We start from the raw sequence: 18683 nt of genomic DNA, 5'->3' as shown, positions 1-18683 counted from the left end.
TCCCTCTTTGTGAAACCCTGCGCGGCTTGCTGCCGTCATTGTTCGGACAGTTTCAGCGTGGGCGCGTAGGGCACGTCCACGTCCTTGATGATGGCCTGACCACAGACGACACGGCCCTGGACCGCGTCGAAGGTCAGGGCAGGCTGGCCGTAAAGCGACCAGCCGAGGCTCAGCGCCTCGCTGACCCGATGACAGAACGAGGCGTCATCGGGGCCGGTGAGATAGCGATAGAGCGTCGTGCGCTTCGCCATCGCCGGGCGCTTTCCTCAGCGCTCCACGGCCATGGCGACGCCCATGCCGCCGCCGATGCAGAGCGTGGCGAGGCCCTTCTTGGCGTCGCGCTTGGCCATCTCGTGCAGCAGCGTCACCAGCACGCGCGCGCCGGAGGCGCCGATCGGATGACCGATCGCGATGGCGCCGCCATTGACATTGACGATGTCCGGGTTCCAGCCGAGGTCCTTGTTGACCGCCAGGGCCTGCGCCGCGAAGGCCTCGTTGGCCTCGACGAGATCGAGGTCGCCGACCTTCCAGCCGGCCTTCTCCAGAGCCTTGCGCGTCGAGGGGATCGGGCCGGTGCCCATGATCGCCGGGTCGACGCCGGCGGTCGCCCAGGAGGCGATGCGCGCAAGCGGGGTGAGGCCGCGGCGGGCCGCTTCCTTGGCGGTCATGATGACGAGCGCGGCGGCGCCGTCATTGATGCCGGAGGCGTTGCCGGCGGTCACCGTGCCGTCCTTGGAGAAGGCGGGCTTCAGCTTGGCCATGGCCTCGAGCGTGGCGCCGTGGCGCGGATACTCGTCGCTGTCCACGATGATGTCGCCCTTGCGCGTCGAGATGGTGAACGGGACGATCTCGTCCTTGAACCTGCCGGCCTTCTGCGCGGCCTCGGCCTTGTTCTGCGAGCCGACGGCGAAGCGGTCCTGCTCCTCGCGGCTGATCTGGTACTTGGTCGCGACGTTCTCGGCGGTCGTGCCCATGTGGTAGCCGTGGAAGGCGTCCCAGAGCCCGTCCTTGATCATGGTGTCGACGAACTTGGTGTCGCCCATCTTGGTGCCGTTGCGCAGGTGGGAGGCGTGCGGGGCAAGCGACATCGATTCCATGCCGCCCGCGACGATGATGTCCGCGTCACCGTTGGCGATCTGCTGGAGGCCGATGGCGACGGTACGCAGGCCCGAGCCGCAGAGCTGGTTGAGGCCCCAGGCGGTCTTTTCCTGCGGGATGCCGGCGGCCATCGCGGCCTGCCGCGCCGGGTTCTGGCCCTGGCCGGCGGCGAGCACCTGGCCCAGCACGACCTCGTCGACCTCGCCGCCCTCGACCTTGGCGCGCCTCAGCGCCTCCTTGATCGCGGCGGCGCCGAGCTCATGGGCGGGCGTGTTGGCGAAAGCGCCGTTGAAAGCGCCGACGGCGGTACGGGCCGCGCCGACGATCACGATATCCGAATCTGCCATGAGAGGGTCCTCACTTGTTGTTGCTGCTGCACCGCTCTCGCCGGTGCACCATTCCCCACCACCTTCGAAGCCTGCTGCGACGCCGTCAAGACGGGCGAAGGGCGAATCCGAAACAGAGGGCCGACGTGCCGCGGTGTGGGCAAGGGAGAAAGCGGCGGCCGGCGCCTCACTTCCGACAGATTTTTGCGGCGGGCGCTCAAAGAGCTTGCGGTGCAGCACCGACAGGCTATCGTCGAGTCAGGGAGACCGCTCCGCCGAGCACGCCGGAATCAACCGTGGCCGCGGAACAACGTCAAGTAGGACCGATGGCTAGCGAAAAAGAACCGACCGTAATCAAGAAATACGCCAACCGGCGTCTTTACCACACGGGTACCAGCTCCTACGTCACCTTGGAGGATCTTGCCGGTCTGGTGCGTGCGGGCGAGGATTTCGCCGTCTACGACGCCAAATCCGGGGAGGACATTACGCGATCGGTGCTGGCGCAGATCATCTTCGACGAGGAAGCCAAGGACGGGCAGAACCTGCTGCCGATCGCTTTCCTGCGGCAGCTCATCCGCTTCTACGGCGACAGCATGCAGGCGCTGGTGCCGCGCTACCTCGAATTCTCGATGGAGAATTTCACCCAGGAGCAGAACAAGTACCGCGAGCAGATGGCGAAGGCCTTCGGCGGCACGGCCTTCGGCGGCAATGCGCTCGACGCCATCCAGGCGCAGACGCGCGCGAACATGCAGATTTTCACCGAGGCGTTCCGGCTGTTCAACCCGTTCACCGCCGCGGCCCAGGCCCGCCAGGAGGCCGAAGGCGCCAAGCCGGCGGCCCAGCCCGGGGGGAACGAGATCACCGATCTCAAGCGCGAGCTCAATGAGATGCGCGAGCGCCTCGACAAGCTGTCCCGCACGCGCTGAGCCGATCCTGACGATTTTGAGCCGCGCCCTCGCTGGAGAGGGCGCGGCTTTTTATTGGGTTGTGGGGAATGCGGCGAGTGTCTCGGTTGGGTCGGGAGCGGACATTTGCTACCCGCTCGACGCTTTGAGATAGCCGAACGTCAGCCACCCATCTGCGGCACGTGAAGCGGCTTGGGCACCAGTTTGATATCGTTCTCCGCCAGCGTGATCCGGACCTTGGAAAGGATCGCCTTGCGGATCTGGAATTGACGTCCGGCCCGGGCCTTGTACTTGCCGCGGATTACCAGCGTGCCTTCCTCGAGCGCGGCAATGCCCTGGCTCTTGAACGGCTCAAGGAGATCGGCGTTGAGTTCCGGATCCGCCGCGACCTCCTGCCCGATCTTCTTGAACAGCTTTCGCACGGCTTCGACATCGGTGTCCAAAGCAACCCGGAACAGCATCTTCTCTATGACCCATTCGCGGCTGAAGTTCTGAATCTTCCCGATCTGCCCAAAGGGGATTGTCGCAACCGGACCGCGCGGGTGCCTCAAGGAGACGGATCGCAACGAGATTCGCTCGACGGTGCCCTTGGCTCCGGAGGTCTCGATGTATTCGCCGTGGCGGAAGGCATCATCGACGAGGAAGAACAGACCGGCCACCACATCCTTGACCAGTGTCTGGGAGCCGAGGCCAATCGCCAGGCCGAAGATCGAAAGGCCGGTGATCAGCGGCCAGACATTGACGCCCAGCATGACCAAGACGGTCAGAGCCCCCAGCGTCAGAAGCGCGGCCTTGGTGAGACCCACGAGCAGCGGGCCGACGGTGGTTAGCCGCGTACCGACCACCGCGGTGGCGACCTGCGGATCGCCCGGAGCACGGGGTCTGATGCGGGCGGCCATGATGGCCACCCAGTTCCAGCAGAAGGCAATGACCAGCACGAGCATGAGAATCTCGGCGGCCTTCAGCAAGACAGTGCCCCGCGAAATGCCGACGACATCCAGAATGGGCAGGAGCCAGAGGATCGCCAGTACCGCGAGAATCGACGAGGCGACCACAATGCGGAAAGTGCGCCACAGCGCGCCTGTCAGTTCGCCTCCCTGCGATCGAACCGCCTGCCAGCTTCGTCTTTCGATGGCCACGTCGAGATGAGGCCCGGCGAGAACGAGCAGAAGCGAAAGCAGCAGCAGTCCGCCCCGCGTCGGCCGTCCGATCGTCAAGTCCAGTTGGATGAAGACGAAGGCGAGTATGACAACCGCCACCACGAGCCAGGGCCAGATTGCGGCCAGCTTCCGGCGGAGGGATCCTGCCTTGCCGCCGAAGGACAGGGCCCTCGTCACCAGTCGGCGATGACGAAGATACGCCGCTGCGACCAGAACGGTGAACGGCAAAGACACGGCGAAGGTCGCGAAGAGGTCGCGTAGCGGATCGGCCGCATTCCATATGCGCAGACAGGCCAAGACCACCAAGCCGCCAGCCGCGATGCCGATCGCGACCGCAAGATCGCGCCGCCAGCGCCAGAAGATCGACCTGCGACCAGTGGTCAACGGCAAGCATATCATCGTCGCCAGGGCCGAGATCACGACGCAGTTCAGCAAGGCGCGGCGGAGCACTGGATCGCTGATGAGACTCAGCAGCAGGACCCAGGACGTGAGTATCACCAGCAGGGCGGCCGCGAACCAGGCGGCCGCAGACAGAAGCGGCCTGGCCTTGAATCTACTGATGATCGAGTTGGCAAGCGCTGCCGTTGCAACAGTGGCAACCAGGCAAATCGCTGTAATGCCGAGAGCCAGCAATGCGGGACTATAACCAGCGGCTTTGAGTCCTTGGATGAAATCGTGCCATGCGCCACCAGAAGAGAACCAGCCTGACAGTCTTGCCGTCAGGCCGTTCTCGATCAGCATGGAGAAACGGTGGAGCATCGCGGTTGCAACCTCGAGCTCGTCAGTCCTTGAATCGGCAGCCATGATCTCAGTCTCGGGTAGAAGTGGACGACATTGGTCTGTCCGCGCTCAACGGTTGTTCAGCAAGGAGAATGCTTTGGACGCTATGCACCGGAGGGGCGCCCGTTTCTGCCCGGATGAAGCTGCGGCCTCGGCGGCGTAACCCGGGACTGGGCCTGCTTTCTCGGTCTTCGCTGCACTCAGACATCGCCGGCGACCGAGGCGCTCGGTTCGGACGCGAGGGCGGGAGCCGGCGGCGCGGCGGGCAGCGGATGACCGGAGGCCCGGGCAAGCAGGTGCAATGATGCCGAAACCAATCCAACAACGAGATAGCGCACTGCTGCCCCTTAGAATTTCCCGCCCACAGCGCCCCCCCCCCCCGAAGGCGCGTGCCCCGACAGCCTGAGCAAAAATCCGAGAGGCGGAGCGATCGAGAAAGCCGTCTCTTCACCCGGCGATCGGTCTCCGACCAGTGGGCGAACTTCTGCGACCATTGCCAGCGTAGGCGACTGCCCGTCTTGCCATTTCGCGACAATCGCGACCGGCTTTTCTCGAACCCCACCGGTTACGAATCCCCGGCGGTCGGCTTTGTGAAAAGCGGCAACGACACACCTGCTGGCGCAGGCTCCTGCATCTGAAACGCGGCTCGGCTGAATGCGTTTCTTCTGGAATTGTCCGTGGATCAGGTGACCGGCGCCGCCCCCGACGTGGCGGCTGCAAGGGCGAACGTCCAAGTGTCCACAGGCGCCCAGGCAGCCGCGCCGCTTCAGTTAGCAGAAGCGGACATTCCGACGGCGCAGATCGGGTCGCAAGCGGTCATCGAGCGGCGACGCGCCGGAGGCGTGCTCGAACCGGCGGCCGCCTTAGCCCGCCGCGATCTTCCGGCGCGCCTGCTGAACCGGCACATGCAGCTCGGCGCGGCCGACGAGATGTCCCTGCAGATAGGTGACGCCCCAGTCGCGCAGCATGGCGGCCTGCATCTCGTCGTCGACCCACTCCGCCACCGTCTCGACGCCGAGATGGCCGGCGAGATCGATGAGCGTGCGGACATAGAAGCGGTCGTCGGTCGAACGGCGCAGATTCTGGGTGAAGGCCCCGTCGATCTTCAGGATGTCGATCGGGAAGGCGCGCAGATGGCGCAGCGAGGTGTGGCCGGCGCCGAAATCGTCGATCGCGATACGCGCGCCTTGCGCCTTTATGCCCCCGAGCAGCTTCGCGACCCGCATGGGGTTCTCGATCGTCGCGGTTTCTGTGACCTCGACGATCAGGCGTGAGGTCTCGCTGCTGGCGGCGGCCGTGCGGGCCACGAAGGCATCGAACCATTCCGGATCGGTCAGCGAGCGGGGAGAGACGTTGACCGACAGCACGAGAGCGGGGTCGTCGCGCAGCATTTCCATGGCGAGCTCGAGCACGCGATGGTCGAAGAGCCGCACGAGGCCGCGCCGCTCCAGCATGGGGATCAGCTCGGCCGAGGAGAAGTAGAGCCCGGTCTCGCCCTGACCGACCCGCAGCAGCGCCTCGTGGAAGGCCGGCTCGCGCGAGCCGGCCCTGACCACAGGCTGCAGGGCGAGCTGCACGCGCCTCTCGTTCAAGGCCGCGATGGCCTGCACGTCGAAACCGACCTGATCGGATGCGGCTTCGCGGCGGGGGCGCGGCTTGGCGGTGACGGCGGTGTCGATGGCGCCGGCGCGGGCCGCGGCCAGAGCGCCCTCGGCTGCGGTCAGCAGCGAGCCAGCATGGGTTCCCAGCTCCGGCGCGCTGGCGGCGCCGACGCGCAGACGCACGAGCGCAATGCCGCGCGCGGTCTCGATCGCCGATTGGGCAACGATCTTGATGAAGCGCCGCGCGGCCGATTCGATCTGGTCCTGCGGGCAGCCCACGAGCAGGATGGCGAAGCTGTTGCCGGCATAGCGGACGAGATGGTCCCGACGGCGCGTGACCGAGCGCAGCCGCTCATGCACGGTGCTGATGATCTCGTCGGTCGCCTCATGGCCGAAATCGTCATTGAGGCGCGCGAGCTCGTCGATCGCCGCCACCAGGATCACGACGGGGCGTTCGGCCGGCGGATGCTCCTTGAGCGCCGCGTCGATGCGCTCCAGCAGGGCGGGGCGGTCGCAGAGTTCGTTGCCGAGGCGTTCAAGCTCGTCTGCCCGTGCGGCGCGCTCGAGCCTGAGGATGCCGTGCGCGCKCGCCGGGCGGCCGTCGGTCCCGGCGAACCAGCGGCCGGTGTCCTCGGCCCACATCTTGCGGCCGGCGAGGTCGACGGCATAGCGGGTCCGATAGATCACGCCGTCGCCCTGGTCGCGCTCGCTCGAGCCGAAGATCGCATCGTAGCGGCTCGGACCGCTGCCGGGTTCGACGAGCCCGGCGAAGGCGAGGCCGCGCGCCAGGGTCTGTGCCGGGAGCGGGCCCAGCACCTCGCCGACATTCGGGCCCCAGGTGAGCATGTCGCTCTGGACATCCCAGCCGTAAACCACTTCGCCGATCGAGGAGAGGATGCTGCGGGGGTCGACCGGGCCGCCGTTCTGGAAGCTGAAGATCGAAGGGGTGGGCATCGCTCGGCCTCAGAGGGATGGCCACGCAGCGCCGTTCTGGTGCTTCGTCGCCCGTCCGGATGGTGGGAAGTGCCTCGAAACGATGCGGCAATTTTGATTAACGCGCCGTTAAGGCTGGCCACCGGATTGCAGCCTGCACGCCGTCACATCGAGTTTGTGCCGGAGTGAGACATGGTGGAGGCAGGAGTTTGGCCGGGGCGGGATGCCGCTCCCGTCGAGGCATCTGCGCTGCTGCTGCTGCAGGCGGCGGCGGCCCGGGCCGAGATCGGCCCTTTCGCGCGGAAGGGGATCACGACGCCGCAATCGGCTGCGGGGTGCTACCGGGCGGCGGCGCAACTTCTGCCGAGGGGCCGGCTGCCGCGGCCTCGCTCGCGCCCCCGGGCCTGACGGAAAGCGCGCAAAGAAAAACCGGCCTCGCGGCCGGTTCACATTTATCGTCGCTGGAGCGGCATCGCTGCCGCATCCCGCTCAGGCTTCGGTCTTGACCTTGAGGACCTGACGGCCGCGATACATGCCGCTCTTCAGGTCGACATGGTGCGGACGGCGCAGCTCGCCCGAGTTCTTGTCCTCGATATAGGTGGGCTGCTTCAGCGCGTCGGCCGACCGGCGCATGCCACGCTTCGACGGCGACGTCTTTCTCTTCGGAACGGCCATTGTACTCTCCATCGTGCCGCCGTTCGAACGCAGGCCATAAGGCCACGCCTCCGCCACGGCGACGGATCAATCTCGTGAGGCGTTGCCCATACACCGTCGTGGCGGCGATGGCTAGAGCGGAATCCGGATTTCTTCGGAATGACGGCGAGATCAGTCGGGAAGCGCGCAATCTCCGAGCGATCCGAGCTGCCCGAGCCGGCGCTGGGTGCGCGCGGCGGCAGATTGCAGTCCACGGTTCGGCCGCCCCGGATCGCGCAGCAAAGGATTCGGCAGCGCTGCCGCAAGCCGCGCAGCTTCGGCTGGACTGAGTCGCGCGGCGGACTTGCCGAAATAGTGCTGAGCGGCGGCCTCGGCGCCGAACAGGCCGTGGCCCCACTCGGCGACGTTGAGATAGACCTCGATCACGCGCTGCTTGCCCCAGGCGAAGTCGATCGCCAGCGCCAGCGGAATCTCCAGCCCCTTGCGGATATAGGAGCGGCCGGGCCAGAGGAAGACGTTCTTGGCGGTCTGCATGGTCAGCGTCGAGGCGCCGCGGCTGGGGCCGTCCTCGTCCTCCAGCACCGCGTTGAGCTCAATCCAGTCGACGCCGCGATGGCTGCAGAAGCGCTGGTCCTCAGCGGCGATGACGGCGCGGATCAGATTGGGCGAGATCTGCGCCAGCGGCACCCATTCACGCTCGACAGGGCGCAGCGTCAGCCAGCGGGCGAGCATCAGCGTCGAAGGCACGGGCACGACCCGGTAAAGCAGGATTGTCACGGCGAGGATGAGAAGCAGCCAGCAGGCGAGCCTGACACAGAGGCCGATGAACCTGCCCAGCACGTTGCTTCGCCCTCCTCGTCGGTCGATTGGCCGATCCGTGATGTCCTGCGTCATGGCGGCGCAGCTTGACGATGCCGCCATCGTCCGGCAAGGCCCCCGTCCCGGCAGCGAACGCGAGATCCGCGCATGAGTTCCGTCACCACTCCGGCCAGCCATGGCGATCTCGACCGGCGCCTCGCGCAGAATGCCGAGGCCATCGAGACGCTGCTCGCGGCGCTGCTCGCGTCCGAGCCGGCCCAAGGCGAGATCGCCCGGCCGCAGCGCCTCGTTGCGGCGATGCGTCACGGCGCGCTCGGCGGCGGCAAGCGGCTGCGGCCGTTCCTGACGGTCGAGACGGCACGGCTCCTTGGCGCCGCGCCGGAGCACGGATTGCGGGCGGGCGCGGCCGTCGAGCTGCTGCACTGCTATTCGCTGGTCCATGACGACCTGCCGGCGATGGACGACGACGATCTGCGCCGCGGCCGCCCGACTGTGCACAAGGCCTTCGACGAAGCGACCGCGATCCTCGCAGGGGACGCGCTGCTGACGCTGGCCTTCGAGGTTCTCGCCGACGCGGCGACCCATCCCGACGGCGCCGTGCGAGCCGCGCTGGTGAGCACGCTGGCGCGTGCCTCCGGGCTCGGCGGCATGGTCGGCGGCCAGATGCTCGACCTCGCAGCCGAGGGGCGTTTCGAGGCGCAGCGTGGCTCGCTTTCGGAGGCGGCAATCCGCCAGCTCCAGGCGATGAAGACCGGCGCCTTGCTGGCGGCAAGCGTCGAGATCGGTGCGCGGCTGGGCGGCGCCGATGCCGAGGCGCTCGCCGCGCTCGGTCGATATGGCCGGGCGCTCGGCGCGACTTTTCAGGTCGCCGACGACATCCTCGATGTCGAATCCGACGCCGGCCAGATGGGCAAGGCGACGGCGAAGGACGAGGACAAGGGCAAGGCGACGCTGATCGGCGCGCTCGGCCTCGACGGCGCCAAGCGCGAGCGCGACCGGCTGAGCGAGGCGGCAGTGGCCGCGCTGGCGGGTTTTGGCCCGGAGGCGGATGTGCTCCGCGCGGCCGCGCAATTCGCGGCGCAGCGGAAGAGTTGAACGTCTCCCAGCAATCTGAAGAAAGCGCCGGGATGCTTGCCCTTATGGCGAGCATCCACGTCTCTAACACCGCGCTCGATTCAGGAAGGCATGCGTGGTCGGGACAAGCCCGACCATGACGGAAGCGTCCTAGTCACCGATCCCAGAGACAGATCTCCGGCTTGCCCTGAGACCGACGGCGGTTCGTGCTTCGCCTACCGCCAGCGGCCGAAGGCGTCGGCGAGGGTCTGGCTGCCGGAGACGCCCTTCTCGAAGGTGATGATGCCGCGCCGGCCGGAGGTGAACAGCACGGGGATATCGATCCAGCTGCGGTTCAGGATCAGGTCGATGTTGCGCTCGACCTCGACGGGCACGTTCGACAGCGCGGCGACGAAGAGGTTGTCGCCCAGTGCCGAGTTGATGGCCGAGAGCGGCGCGCCGCGCTCGCCTTCCTCGGTCTTGAACTGCGGCACGCCGATTTCCTTGATCGCCTGCGTCGCGGGGTCGCCGCTCGCGGTGAAGCGCAGCCCGATGATGTGCGAGGCGGGGAAGGCGGAATCCGTGTTGCGGCGGATGGTGAAGTCAAGATTGAGCCCGGCATCGGGAATCTCGACGGTCGCGCGCACGATCGTCTCGACCGGGCGGCCCTGGCCGGCGCTCTCGCTGTCGAGGCGCCAGAAGACGCGGCCGGTGACGGCGCGCGGCTGCTGCGGGTTCTCGGGAGACTCGGTGTAGAGGATGGCGCGCTGGGCGACGGCGATCTCGCCGCCCGGCTGCGGCACCGGGACGCCCGGCGAATTGCTCGCGGTATTGCCGCCGGTCCGGCCCTGGGCCGGAGCGCCGGGCTCGCCGACGCGGTCGGCGATCTTGCCGTTGCCCTCGGGCTGCGCCGGTTGTGCCTGCTGGGACGCTGCCTCGCCGTTCGGGCGGGCCGCGTCCTGCGGCTTCAGCTTGTGGACATAGATCGCGGTGGCCGCGATCGCTGCGACCGCGATCGCGACGACGCCGCCGACGACAGCGGAGCGGATATGGCCGGGCTTCACCCGCGATTCGCGCGGCGGCTGAACGCGTGGGCGGGCGACCTGCGGCTCGGCCGGCTCGGGCAGCGGCTCGCCTTCGTCCTCGCCAGTGGCCGCGGGAAGCGGCGCGAATGCCGGCTGCTTCTTGGGCTCGGGCGGGCGCGGCGGCTGGGGGGGAGCCTCGATGGGGCGAATCACCGGACCTTCGGTGACCGGCTGCTCGGCCGGTGCCACCTCGTAATCCGCCTCGATCCGCGCGACCGCCTCGTCGAGCGCCAGGCGCTCGCGCATGATCTCGGCCTCGCTCAGCGGCGGGTCGAGACCACGCAGCTGTGCGACGAGGGCCGTCCGCGCCCGGTCGTAGATGGAGCGGCGCGTCTCGGCAGAGTTGTCGGGCAGCCCGGCGACGGCACGCGCCAGGATCGGGTAGAAATCGGCCATTGGCCTCACTTGTCGCTGATGACGGGCCGCGTCAACCCTCGAAGGGCAAGGTCACCCTTCGAACGGATTGTGGACGAGGATCGTGTCGTCGCGCTCCGGGCTGGTCGAAAGCACGGCGACGGTGGCGCCGATCAGCTCCTCGATGCGGCGGACATATTTGATCGCCTGCGCCGGAAGATCGGCCCAGGAGCGGGCGTTGGCGGTCGAGCCGTCCCAGCCTTCGATGGTCTCGTAGATCGGTTCGACGCGGGCCTGGTCGGCCTGGCCGGCCGGCAGGTGTTCGAGGATCTGCCCGTCGAGCTTGTAGCCGACGCAGACCTTGATCTCCTTGAAGCCGTCGAGAATGTCGAGCTTGGTCAGGGCGATGCCGTCGATGCCGGAGGTCTTGACCGTCTGGCGCACCAGGCAGGCGTCGAACCAGCCGCAGCGGCGCTTGCGGCCGGTGACGACGCCGAACTCCTTGCCCTTCTGGCCGATCAGCTCGCCGATCTCGTCGAAGAGCTCGGTCGGGAAGGGGCCTTCGCCGACGCGGGTCGTATAGGCCTTGGCGATGCCGAGCACATAGCCGACGGCGGAGGGGCCGAGACCCGAGCCGGTTGCGGCCTGGCCGGCGACGATGTTCGAGGAGGTGACGAAGGGATAGGTGCCGTGGTCGACGTCGAGCAGCGCGCCCTGAGCGCCTTCGAACAGGATGCGCTTGCCGGCGCGGCGCTGCGCATCGAGCAGTGCCCAGACCGTGTCGGCATAGGGCAGCACCTCGGTGGCGATCGCCTTGAGCTGGGTCAGCAGCTCCTTGGCGTCGACCTCGCCGATGCCCAGCCCGCGGCGCAGCGCGTTGTGATGGGCCAGCAGCCGCTCGATCTTGGCTTCGAGCAGGGCAGGGTCCTTGAGGTCGATGACGCGGATGGCGCGGCGGCCGACCTTGTCCTCATAGGCCGGGCCGATGCCGCGCTTGGTCGTGCCGATCTTCATGCCGGCATTCGAGGTCTCGCGGAAATGGTCGAGCTCGCGGTGCAGCGGCAGGATCAGCGTGGCGTTGTCGGCGATGCGAAGGTTGTCCGGCGAGATCGCGACGCCCTGGGCGCGCAGCCGGCCGATCTCCTCGACGAGGTGCCAGGGATCGACGACGACGCCGTTGCCGATGACCGAGAGCTTGCCCGGACGGACGATGCCGGAGGGCAGCAGCGAGAGCTTGTAGGTGACCCCGTCGATGACGAGGGTATGGCCGGCATTATGGCCGCCCTGGAACCTGACCACGACATCGGCTTGGCTCGAGAGCCAGTCGACGATCTTGCCCTTGCCCTCGTCGCCCCACTGGGCGCCGACCACCACAACATTCGCCATGAGCGATGTGTCCCTGCTGTTGTACCGCGTTGCCTGTGCAAGCGGCCCGCGCAAATGCAAAACCCCGGCGCAAGGCCGGGGTTTCGGGGCAGGTCCTTGCAAGCCCTCATGGGCCAATAGGGCGCGCAGGTCAAGTTTTTCGGCATGTGCCCGATGAGGCCCGCCGGGGCGAAATGGGTAGGACCGGTGCCGATCCACCCGGCCTTGCTGCGGGAATACCGTTCTGCGACAAGGCCGCGATGGCTGTTCAGATCCAAGACAGAGGCCGCCCGGCAAAGGCCTGGTCCCTGCCACTCGCCCTCGCCGCGGTGCTTGGAGTTTCGCCAGGGCGTTCGGAGGAGATTCCCGACCCGGCTTTCCTGGCGCGCATGGGCGATCACGTGCTGACGATGCGGATGCAGGTCGAGTTCGCCGAGGCGGTGACCCGTTCGAAGCCCGGCGTGGTGAAGGCAATGGCGGCCAGAATTCGCGCTGAGGACGGTCTCCATATCGCAGCCTTGAGAGACCGCTTCCTGCGCGATGCCGCCGGTCCTCTTGGCCAGACCATCGCGCTCAGGCTCAATGCTTGTCAGCTTGCCGGGATCGCGCTGCGATCCATGATCGTCGAAACCGGGGCAGGGACCGCGAAGGCCGTCGTCAGGGCAGGCACGATCATGGTCGACGGGACGCTGGCCGACACTGATTTCGAAGACAATTTCCGGCGCTGCCAGATGATCAACAGGGTCGAGCGTCGGCAGCCGCTGATCCAGACGGATTGCCTGCAGACGGGCCGCGATTGCCCGTATGATCCCGATCAGCCGATGATCGACGCGCGGACCGAGCAGGCTGTCGAGCACGCCGGGGGACGGATCAGGGAATCACGAGAGAAGTCTGCACCCGCGAAGAAGGATTGAGGTTGCGGAGCCGGTTTCATTCGCAGGCCAGTCTGCTGCGGCATGGTCGATCTGTAGCATTTGCACGGTCATGCTGCCGCAATCGGGCGTAATAGCTGGGTCGGGCGTCACAGCCCGCAGGAGAGGGGATTTCACCGACCATGACGAAGCTCGACGCCTGGCTCGACCAGCATCACGCTGCCTTCACCGCGATCCGCCGCGACATTCACGCCCATCCCGAACTCGGCCTGGAAGAGGTGCGCACCGCCAAGCTCGTCGCCGACAAGCTGCGCGAATGGGGCGTCGAGGTCACGGAGGCGGTCGGCAAGACCGGTGTCGTCGGCGTCATTCGTGGCACCCAGCCGGGCGAACGGGCCATCGGCCTGCGCGCCGACATGGACTGCCTGGCGCTGGAGGAGACCACCAACCTTCCCTATTCCTCGCGCAATCACGGCCGGATGCATGCCTGCGGCCATGACGGTCACACCACGATGCTGCTCGCGGCCGCGCAGTACCTCGCCGAGAACCGGGATTTCGCCGGCACCGTCAACCTGATCTTCCAGCCGGCCGAGGAAGGCCGCGGTGGCGCCAACGCCATGCTGGCGGATGGGCTGTTCGATCGCTTCCCCTGCGATGCGATCTACGGGCTGCACAACACGCCGGGGATGCCGGCCTCCAGCTTCGGCACCACCGTCGGCCCGTTCCTCGCGGCGGCGGATTCATGGAAGGTCACCTTCCATGGTCTCGGCGGCCATGGCGGTTCGCAGCCGCATCGCTCCACCGACATCACCTATGCGCAGGCGCATTTCGTGCTCGGGCTGCAGGGCATCGTCGGCCGAAACGTCGCGCCCCTCGACACGGCCGTGATCAGCGTCGGCTATATCCATGGCGGTGACGTCAACGCCTCGAACGTCATCCCTTCCGAACTCGTCATCGGCGGCACGGCGCGGACCTATTCGCAGGAGGTGCGCGACACCGTCGAGCGGCGCATCGCCGAACTCGCGGCGGCGACGGCGCAGGCCTGGGGCTGCAGGGCCGAAGCCCATTACCATCGCGGCACGAGCCCGCTGGTCAACGAGGCCGAGCAGGTCCGGGTCGCGGTTGCGGCGGCGAGCGCCGCGGTCGGGGCCGAGCATGTCAACGGCCAGCTGCGGCCGGGCACCGGCGGCGAGGACTTCGCCGAGATGATGCTGGTGCGGCCGGGCGCCTTCATGCGCATCGGCAACGGTGTCAATCCCGACGGCTCCTTCGTCGGCCTGCATACGCCGCTCTACGACTTCAACGATGCGATCATTCCGGACGGCGTGCGCTACTGGGTCGGCCTCGTCGACCAGGAGCTCGGCCAGGGCCTGCGGGCGATCGCGGCCGAGTGAACGAAGACAGATAGGGCGTCATTCTCGGGCGAAGCGGAGCGCAGACCCGGGAATCTCTTGAAGGAGATGTTCGGGCCGCGCCCGAGCATGGCGCCCGTCCTATCGCGGAGGCGTGCCATGAAGACCCTGACCATCTCGACCCTGACGATCTGCGGCATCGAGGAGCTGCCAGGCAACAGCGCCCGCGAGGTGACGCATGTGCTCTCGGTGCTCGATCCCGACCGTGCCGAGATCGAGGCATTCGGCGCCTATGGCGAGCACCATCGCGTGACGCTGCGCTTCCATGACATCATCGATCCGCGCCCCGGCCAGATCATGCCGGCGCCGGAGCATGTCGGCGAGGTCCTGCGCTTCGGCGAGGGCCTGCGCGAAACCGCCGCGGGGCGCGTGAAGGGCCATCTGCTGGTGCATTGCCATATGGGGGTCTCGCGCTCGACTGCGGCGATGCTGACCCTGATGGCGCAGGCCGATCCGGCCGAGGGCGAGGATGCGCTGTTCGAAAGGCTGCGCGAAATCCGTCCGCAGGCCTGGCCGAACTCGGTGATGGTCGGTTTCGCCGACGAGCAGCTCGGCCGCGACGGGCGACTGACCGAGGCGCTCCGCCGGCATTATGCCCACCAGCTCAAGATCCAGCCGAAGTACCGGAGCTGGATGGCCGAACTCGGCCGCGGGCGGGAAGTGGAGATGGCGGTCTGAGACAGGATGCCGTCAGGGCGGGGCGCGGTCATGCTCGGGCTTGACCCGAGCATCTCCTGACGGGGAGGCACCAGAGCCTCCTTCTGACGGAGATTCTCGTGTCTGCGCTTCGCTTCGCCCGAGAATGACGCGAAGGCTCGCGCTTCCTGGCTTCACCGACCGGGCAGCGGCTGCTCGTCATAGGAGAGCTCGCGGTCACCGGGCCATCTGAGGCGATAGGCGAGCTTGAGCTCCTTTTCGGCGCCGGGGGCGAGATCGAAGCTCCAGGACGAGACGCCGCGGCGGTCGCCGACCTGCTTCTCGGTTGGCGGCGTGGTCTGGCCGGCAATGGTCTCGACCGCGATGGCGGTGCTCTCCGAGAAGGGGATGCGCCCCAGCACCGTCACCTTAACCGGCCGGGCATGCAGGCTCTTCACGACGGTGCGGAACTCGCGCTGGTCGGTGCGGCTCTGGCCGAGCCAGCCGGGCTCGTTCTCGCGGCGCTTCACCGGGGCGTAGCTGACCTTGATCCGGTCGTCGGCGCCGAAGCCGAGCTCGAGCTTGTCGCCCGGCGCCACGAGCCCGAACTGGCCCATGCCGACATAGGTGCCGTCGCGATGCAGGGCGACGCGGCCGGGCAGGAGCGGGGCTTCCTCCTCATGGACGAAGCCGGCTTCCAGATAGGCCTTCTGCTCCAGCTCGGGCACGGTGCGGGCGGCAAGCGTCGCCTCCGCCTTGCGCTGGGTGAGGACCACGGTCTTCGGCGAGCCGTCCTGCGGAATCGAGGCGCGGCCGGGGACCTGGAAATTCGCCTGATAGGCGCCGGCTTCGATCGTCGCGACCTCGACCTCGGCCGGCCGTGCAGGCGCGGGGGCCGGAGAAATCGCACGCTGCGACTGTGCGGCCAGCGCCTCGGCCTCGGCCTTGGCGCGCGCGGCGGCCATTCCGGCGGGAGCGCGCGAGCGGCTTTCATAGATGGCGGGCGGCTCGAAGAAGGCGACCTGCACGGGGGCGAGATCGGGCGCGCGGGTGCCGCCGGCCGAGCGCGTGGTCGAGAGTGTCAGCGCGACATCGTCCCAGGCCTCGCCGCTGCGCTGGCGGATCTCGGCGCGGCGCGTCAGCGCGATCTCCGGTTTCTCGGCCGCGGTGGTCAGCCGTGCCTCATAGCTCGGCGTCCAGTTCGCACCGGTGACGCGATAGCTCACGGTGAATTCGGCTGCGACCGGCTGCGGCGCCTCGACCGCGATGGCAACATCGCGCTTCGGCGCGCCGGGGCGGCCAGCCTGCGGGCGGGCGCGCTCGAGCGTGGCGATCTCGGCCTCGACATCGGAGAGACGGCCACGCACGCCGCGCAGCTCGTCCTGGACCTTGACCAGTGCGGTGCCGATCGCCTCGAACACGGCCGGCCAATCGGCGACGGGCAGAGCCTTGCCATCCGGGCCGAGCTTGTCCGGTCCGGTCTGGGCGAAGCGCTCGACGGTGGCGCGCTTGGCCTCGATCGCGGCGATCTGGCTCTCGAACCTGTCCTTGTCGTCGCGCAAAGCCTTGAGCTTGCCCTCCAGCACCGTATCGAGCACCGGCCTGGCATCGCCCGGCGTGGTGCGGACATCGACGGCGCCGACCGAGAAGGCGCTGCTGCCCTTGCCTTCGACGCGGATGGAGGCGGGGTCGATCGTCGCCGGCAGGCCGCGCAATACGAGCTGAGAAGCGCCCTGCAGCAGCTCCGCCTTGCCGAGCCGCGTCACCACGGCGCCGTCGGGATAGACCGTGACCCGGTCGATCCGGCTGGCAAGCTCGGTCTCGGCGGCGCTGGCGAGGCCCGGAGCGAGGATCAGGGCAGCGGCAATATAGTTCTTCACGTCATCATCCCCCAGAATCACAGTCACGCGACCGCGATGAACGCTGCCGAATCCGGCGCGCCCAAGGCCGAATTTGGCCGGAATGCGGATAGGAGGCGAGAGCAGAATGAGCGTCCTGCATTCGCATGAGCGTCGGCCGGGCGGCGAACGCCTGAAGACCGCCCGCAGGCGACAGTCTCCCGCCGCAGATTACCAAAATGTAATCTCGATATATCTTGATTTAAGATATATCGAGATATAGTTTGCGTCGGCATGAAGCACACAGACAGAGACGGTCACGACCGTCATCCTGACCCCCTCCGCGATAGGCGCGAGCACCGTCGGGGCCACCATCACCACCATGAACGTGGACATGAACATGAACGCCGGGGACGCCGGGGGCGGCACGGCGGCAGGATGTTCGACTATGGCGAGCTTCGCCTGCTCATTCTCGCGATGCTCTCCGAGCAGCCCCGCCATGGATATGATCTGATGCGCGGGATCGAGGAGCGCACGGGCGGCAGCTACACGCCGAGCCCCGGCGTGATCTATCCGACGCTGCAATGGCTCGAAGACATGGGCTATGCCCGCGTCGCGGATGAGAGCGGAAGCCGGAAGAACTTCCTCGTCACCGCGGAAGGGGCTTCGTTCCTCGTCGCCAACCAGGCGGCGCTCGACAACCTGCTGGCCCGCGTGAGCGCGGCCGGCGCGGCAACTCCCGGGGACGGCATTCCCGAGCGCGTCACGCGCGCCACGGAGAATCTGAAGGTCGCCCTGCGGCTGAGGCTGCGGCGCGGGTCGCTCGATGAAAGCGCGGCCGAAACGATCGCCGCAGCCCTCGACGCGGCGGCGCTTGCCGTCGAGAGAAGCTGAAAGATCGGCGCGGCCGGCCCGGTCTGGCCCGGTGCTAGTGGCCGGGGTGCAGCGCGTCGTTGAGATAGATGCAGGCGAGCACTGTGAAGACATAGGCCTGCAGCACCGCGACCATGAACTCGAAGGCGGTGAGCGCGACGGTCATGAGAAGCGGCAGCGGCGCCAGCAGCGAATAGCCGAAACCGGCCGCGAGCAGCGCCGCGACGAAGCTGCCGAAGACCTTCAGCGCGATATGGCCGCCGAGCAGGTTGGCGAAAAGGCGCAGGCTCAGCGAGATCGGCCGCGACAGGAAGGAGACGATCTCGATCAGCGTGATGAAGGGGAGGAGCCATTTCGGCACGTCCGACGGCACGAACAGCCGCAGGAAACCGAAGCCGTGGCGCAGCACGCCGTAGCCGATGACCGTCGCCATCACCAGCATCGCCAGCGCGAAGGTGACGACGATATGGCTGGTGACGGTGAAGGCGCCGGGGACCATGCCGAACAGGTTGAGCACCAGCACGAACATGAAGAGCGAGAAGATCAGCGGCAGGAAGCGCAGGCCCTCGCGCCCGGTCGCGTCGGTCAGGGTCCTGGCGACGAATTCGTAGAGCATCTCGGCCAGCGACTGGGCGCGGCCGGGGATGAGGGCGCGCGAGCGCGTCGCCCAGATCAGCCCGCCGCCGATCGCCGCGGTGGCGAGCGTCATCATCAGCGCGGCATTGGTGAAGCCGATATCGAGCTCGCCGACGCGCAGCGGAATGAGGGTCTTGACGATGAACTGGTCGCTGGGATTGGCCAAGGGAGGGCCTCCGCTGCACGGGGTTGCGCGACGGCGCGGAGCATTCCGCGTCGTGGGGCCGTCCCCTCTGTGTGCGAAGGCCGCGGGTCGTCCCGAGGCCCGGCCTGCTTAAAAAGC

At 67.6% G+C, this 18683-nt stretch carries 17 protein-coding genes; 6 read left to right on the top strand and 11 right to left on the bottom strand.

What is annotated here, in order from left to right:
* Nucleotides 1-35 precede the first annotated feature (35 nt).
* Nucleotides 36-251 carry a DUF1737 domain-containing protein gene (locus AC1DIN_RS23860; RefSeq protein ID WP_441472641.1) on the bottom strand — a complete coding sequence of 72 codons (216 nt, stop codon included), beginning with the start codon at nucleotides 249-251 and terminating at the stop codon, nucleotides 36-38.
* A gap of 15 nt (nucleotides 252-266) precedes the next feature.
* Entirely contained in the window at nucleotides 267-1445 is a 1179-nt protein-coding gene (locus tag AC1DIN_RS23855; RefSeq protein ID WP_476811557.1) for an acetyl-CoA C-acetyltransferase, read from the bottom strand.
* A 305-nt stretch (nucleotides 1446-1750) separates the two neighbouring features.
* On the opposite strand from AC1DIN_RS23855, the gene phaR reads away from it, so the two are divergent.
* Complete coding sequence (gene phaR, locus AC1DIN_RS23850; protein ID WP_441472643.1) at nucleotides 1751-2350, top strand: polyhydroxyalkanoate synthesis repressor PhaR; 600 nt, start codon at nucleotides 1751-1753, stop codon at nucleotides 2348-2350.
* A 140-nt stretch (nucleotides 2351-2490) separates the two neighbouring features.
* On the opposite strand, the gene AC1DIN_RS23845 is transcribed toward phaR, so the two are convergent.
* From AC1DIN_RS23845 to mtgA, 4 genes are all read right to left on the bottom strand, one after another.
* Entirely contained in the window at nucleotides 2491-4293 is a 1803-nt protein-coding gene (locus AC1DIN_RS23845) for a mechanosensitive ion channel family protein (protein WP_476811556.1), read from the bottom strand.
* A gap of 839 nt (nucleotides 4294-5132) precedes the next feature.
* Nucleotides 5133-6824, bottom strand: coding sequence for an EAL domain-containing protein (locus AC1DIN_RS23840; protein ID WP_476811555.1), 1692 nt, complete (start codon nucleotides 6822-6824; stop codon nucleotides 5133-5135).
* Between the two features lie 468 nt (nucleotides 6825-7292).
* Complete coding sequence (rpmF, locus tag AC1DIN_RS23835; protein WP_054143317.1) at nucleotides 7293-7478, bottom strand: 50S ribosomal protein L32; 186 nt, start codon at nucleotides 7476-7478, stop codon at nucleotides 7293-7295.
* Between the two features lie 150 nt (nucleotides 7479-7628).
* Nucleotides 7629-8297: a monofunctional biosynthetic peptidoglycan transglycosylase gene (mtgA, locus tag AC1DIN_RS23830; protein ID WP_476811554.1), complete on the bottom strand. Its 669-nt coding sequence runs from the start codon at nucleotides 8295-8297 to the stop codon at nucleotides 7629-7631.
* Between the two features lie 126 nt (nucleotides 8298-8423).
* Between mtgA and AC1DIN_RS23825 the strand changes: the two genes are divergently transcribed.
* Nucleotides 8424-9371: a polyprenyl synthetase family protein gene (locus AC1DIN_RS23825; RefSeq protein WP_476811553.1), complete on the top strand. Its 948-nt coding sequence runs from the start codon at nucleotides 8424-8426 to the stop codon at nucleotides 9369-9371.
* A 194-nt stretch (nucleotides 9372-9565) separates the two neighbouring features.
* Here the strand turns inward: AC1DIN_RS23825 and AC1DIN_RS23820 are convergent, their stop codons facing one another.
* A complete protein-coding gene (locus tag AC1DIN_RS23820) occupies nucleotides 9566-10810 on the bottom strand; it encodes a histidine kinase (protein WP_476811552.1) in 1245 nt (414 codons plus the stop codon).
* A gap of 51 nt (nucleotides 10811-10861) precedes the next feature.
* Nucleotides 10862-12154, bottom strand: a complete 1293-nt coding sequence (locus tag AC1DIN_RS23815; protein ID WP_441472649.1) for an adenylosuccinate synthase — start codon at nucleotides 12152-12154, stop codon at nucleotides 10862-10864.
* Between the two features lie 239 nt (nucleotides 12155-12393).
* Here AC1DIN_RS23815 and AC1DIN_RS23810 point away from each other — a divergent pair, with 239 nt between their 5' ends.
* The 3 genes from AC1DIN_RS23810 (at nucleotide 12394) to AC1DIN_RS23800 (ending at nucleotide 15095) form a co-directional block, all read left to right on the top strand.
* Nucleotides 12394-13047 carry a hypothetical protein gene (locus tag AC1DIN_RS23810; RefSeq protein WP_476811551.1) on the top strand — a complete coding sequence of 218 codons (654 nt, stop codon included), beginning with the start codon at nucleotides 12394-12396 and terminating at the stop codon, nucleotides 13045-13047.
* 140 nt (nucleotides 13048-13187) lie between these two features.
* A complete protein-coding gene (locus tag AC1DIN_RS23805; protein WP_476811550.1) occupies nucleotides 13188-14399 on the top strand; it encodes an amidohydrolase in 1212 nt (403 codons plus the stop codon).
* A gap of 117 nt (nucleotides 14400-14516) precedes the next feature.
* On the top strand, nucleotides 14517-15095 hold the full coding sequence (locus AC1DIN_RS23800) for a tyrosine phosphatase family protein (RefSeq protein WP_441472652.1): 579 nt from the start codon (nucleotides 14517-14519) through the stop codon (nucleotides 15093-15095).
* Nucleotides 15096-15247: 152 nt separating this feature from the next.
* Here AC1DIN_RS23800 and AC1DIN_RS23795 read toward each other — a convergent pair whose 3' ends face one another.
* Nucleotides 15248-16933, bottom strand: a complete 1686-nt coding sequence (locus tag AC1DIN_RS23795; RefSeq protein WP_476811549.1) for a mucoidy inhibitor MuiA family protein — start codon at nucleotides 16931-16933, stop codon at nucleotides 15248-15250.
* A 189-nt stretch (nucleotides 16934-17122) separates the two neighbouring features.
* A complete protein-coding gene (locus AC1DIN_RS23790; RefSeq protein WP_476811548.1) occupies nucleotides 17123-17392 on the bottom strand; it encodes a hypothetical protein in 270 nt (89 codons plus the stop codon).
* 12 nt (nucleotides 17393-17404) lie between these two features.
* Here AC1DIN_RS23790 and AC1DIN_RS23785 point away from each other — a divergent pair, with 12 nt between their 5' ends.
* Nucleotides 17405-17785, top strand: coding sequence for a PadR family transcriptional regulator (locus tag AC1DIN_RS23785; RefSeq protein ID WP_476811547.1), 381 nt, complete (start codon nucleotides 17405-17407; stop codon nucleotides 17783-17785).
* A 34-nt stretch (nucleotides 17786-17819) separates the two neighbouring features.
* Here AC1DIN_RS23785 and AC1DIN_RS23780 read toward each other — a convergent pair whose 3' ends face one another.
* Nucleotides 17820-18566 carry a F0F1 ATP synthase subunit A gene (locus AC1DIN_RS23780; protein ID WP_476811546.1) on the bottom strand — a complete coding sequence of 249 codons (747 nt, stop codon included), beginning with the start codon at nucleotides 18564-18566 and terminating at the stop codon, nucleotides 17820-17822.
* Nucleotides 18567-18683: the final 117 nt, after the last annotated feature.

Source organism: Allobosea sp. 05T438 (genome assembly GCF_056396025.1).
The sequence above is the reverse complement of the archived record's forward strand: the minus strand, read 5'-3'. Positions and strand labels throughout refer to the sequence as shown.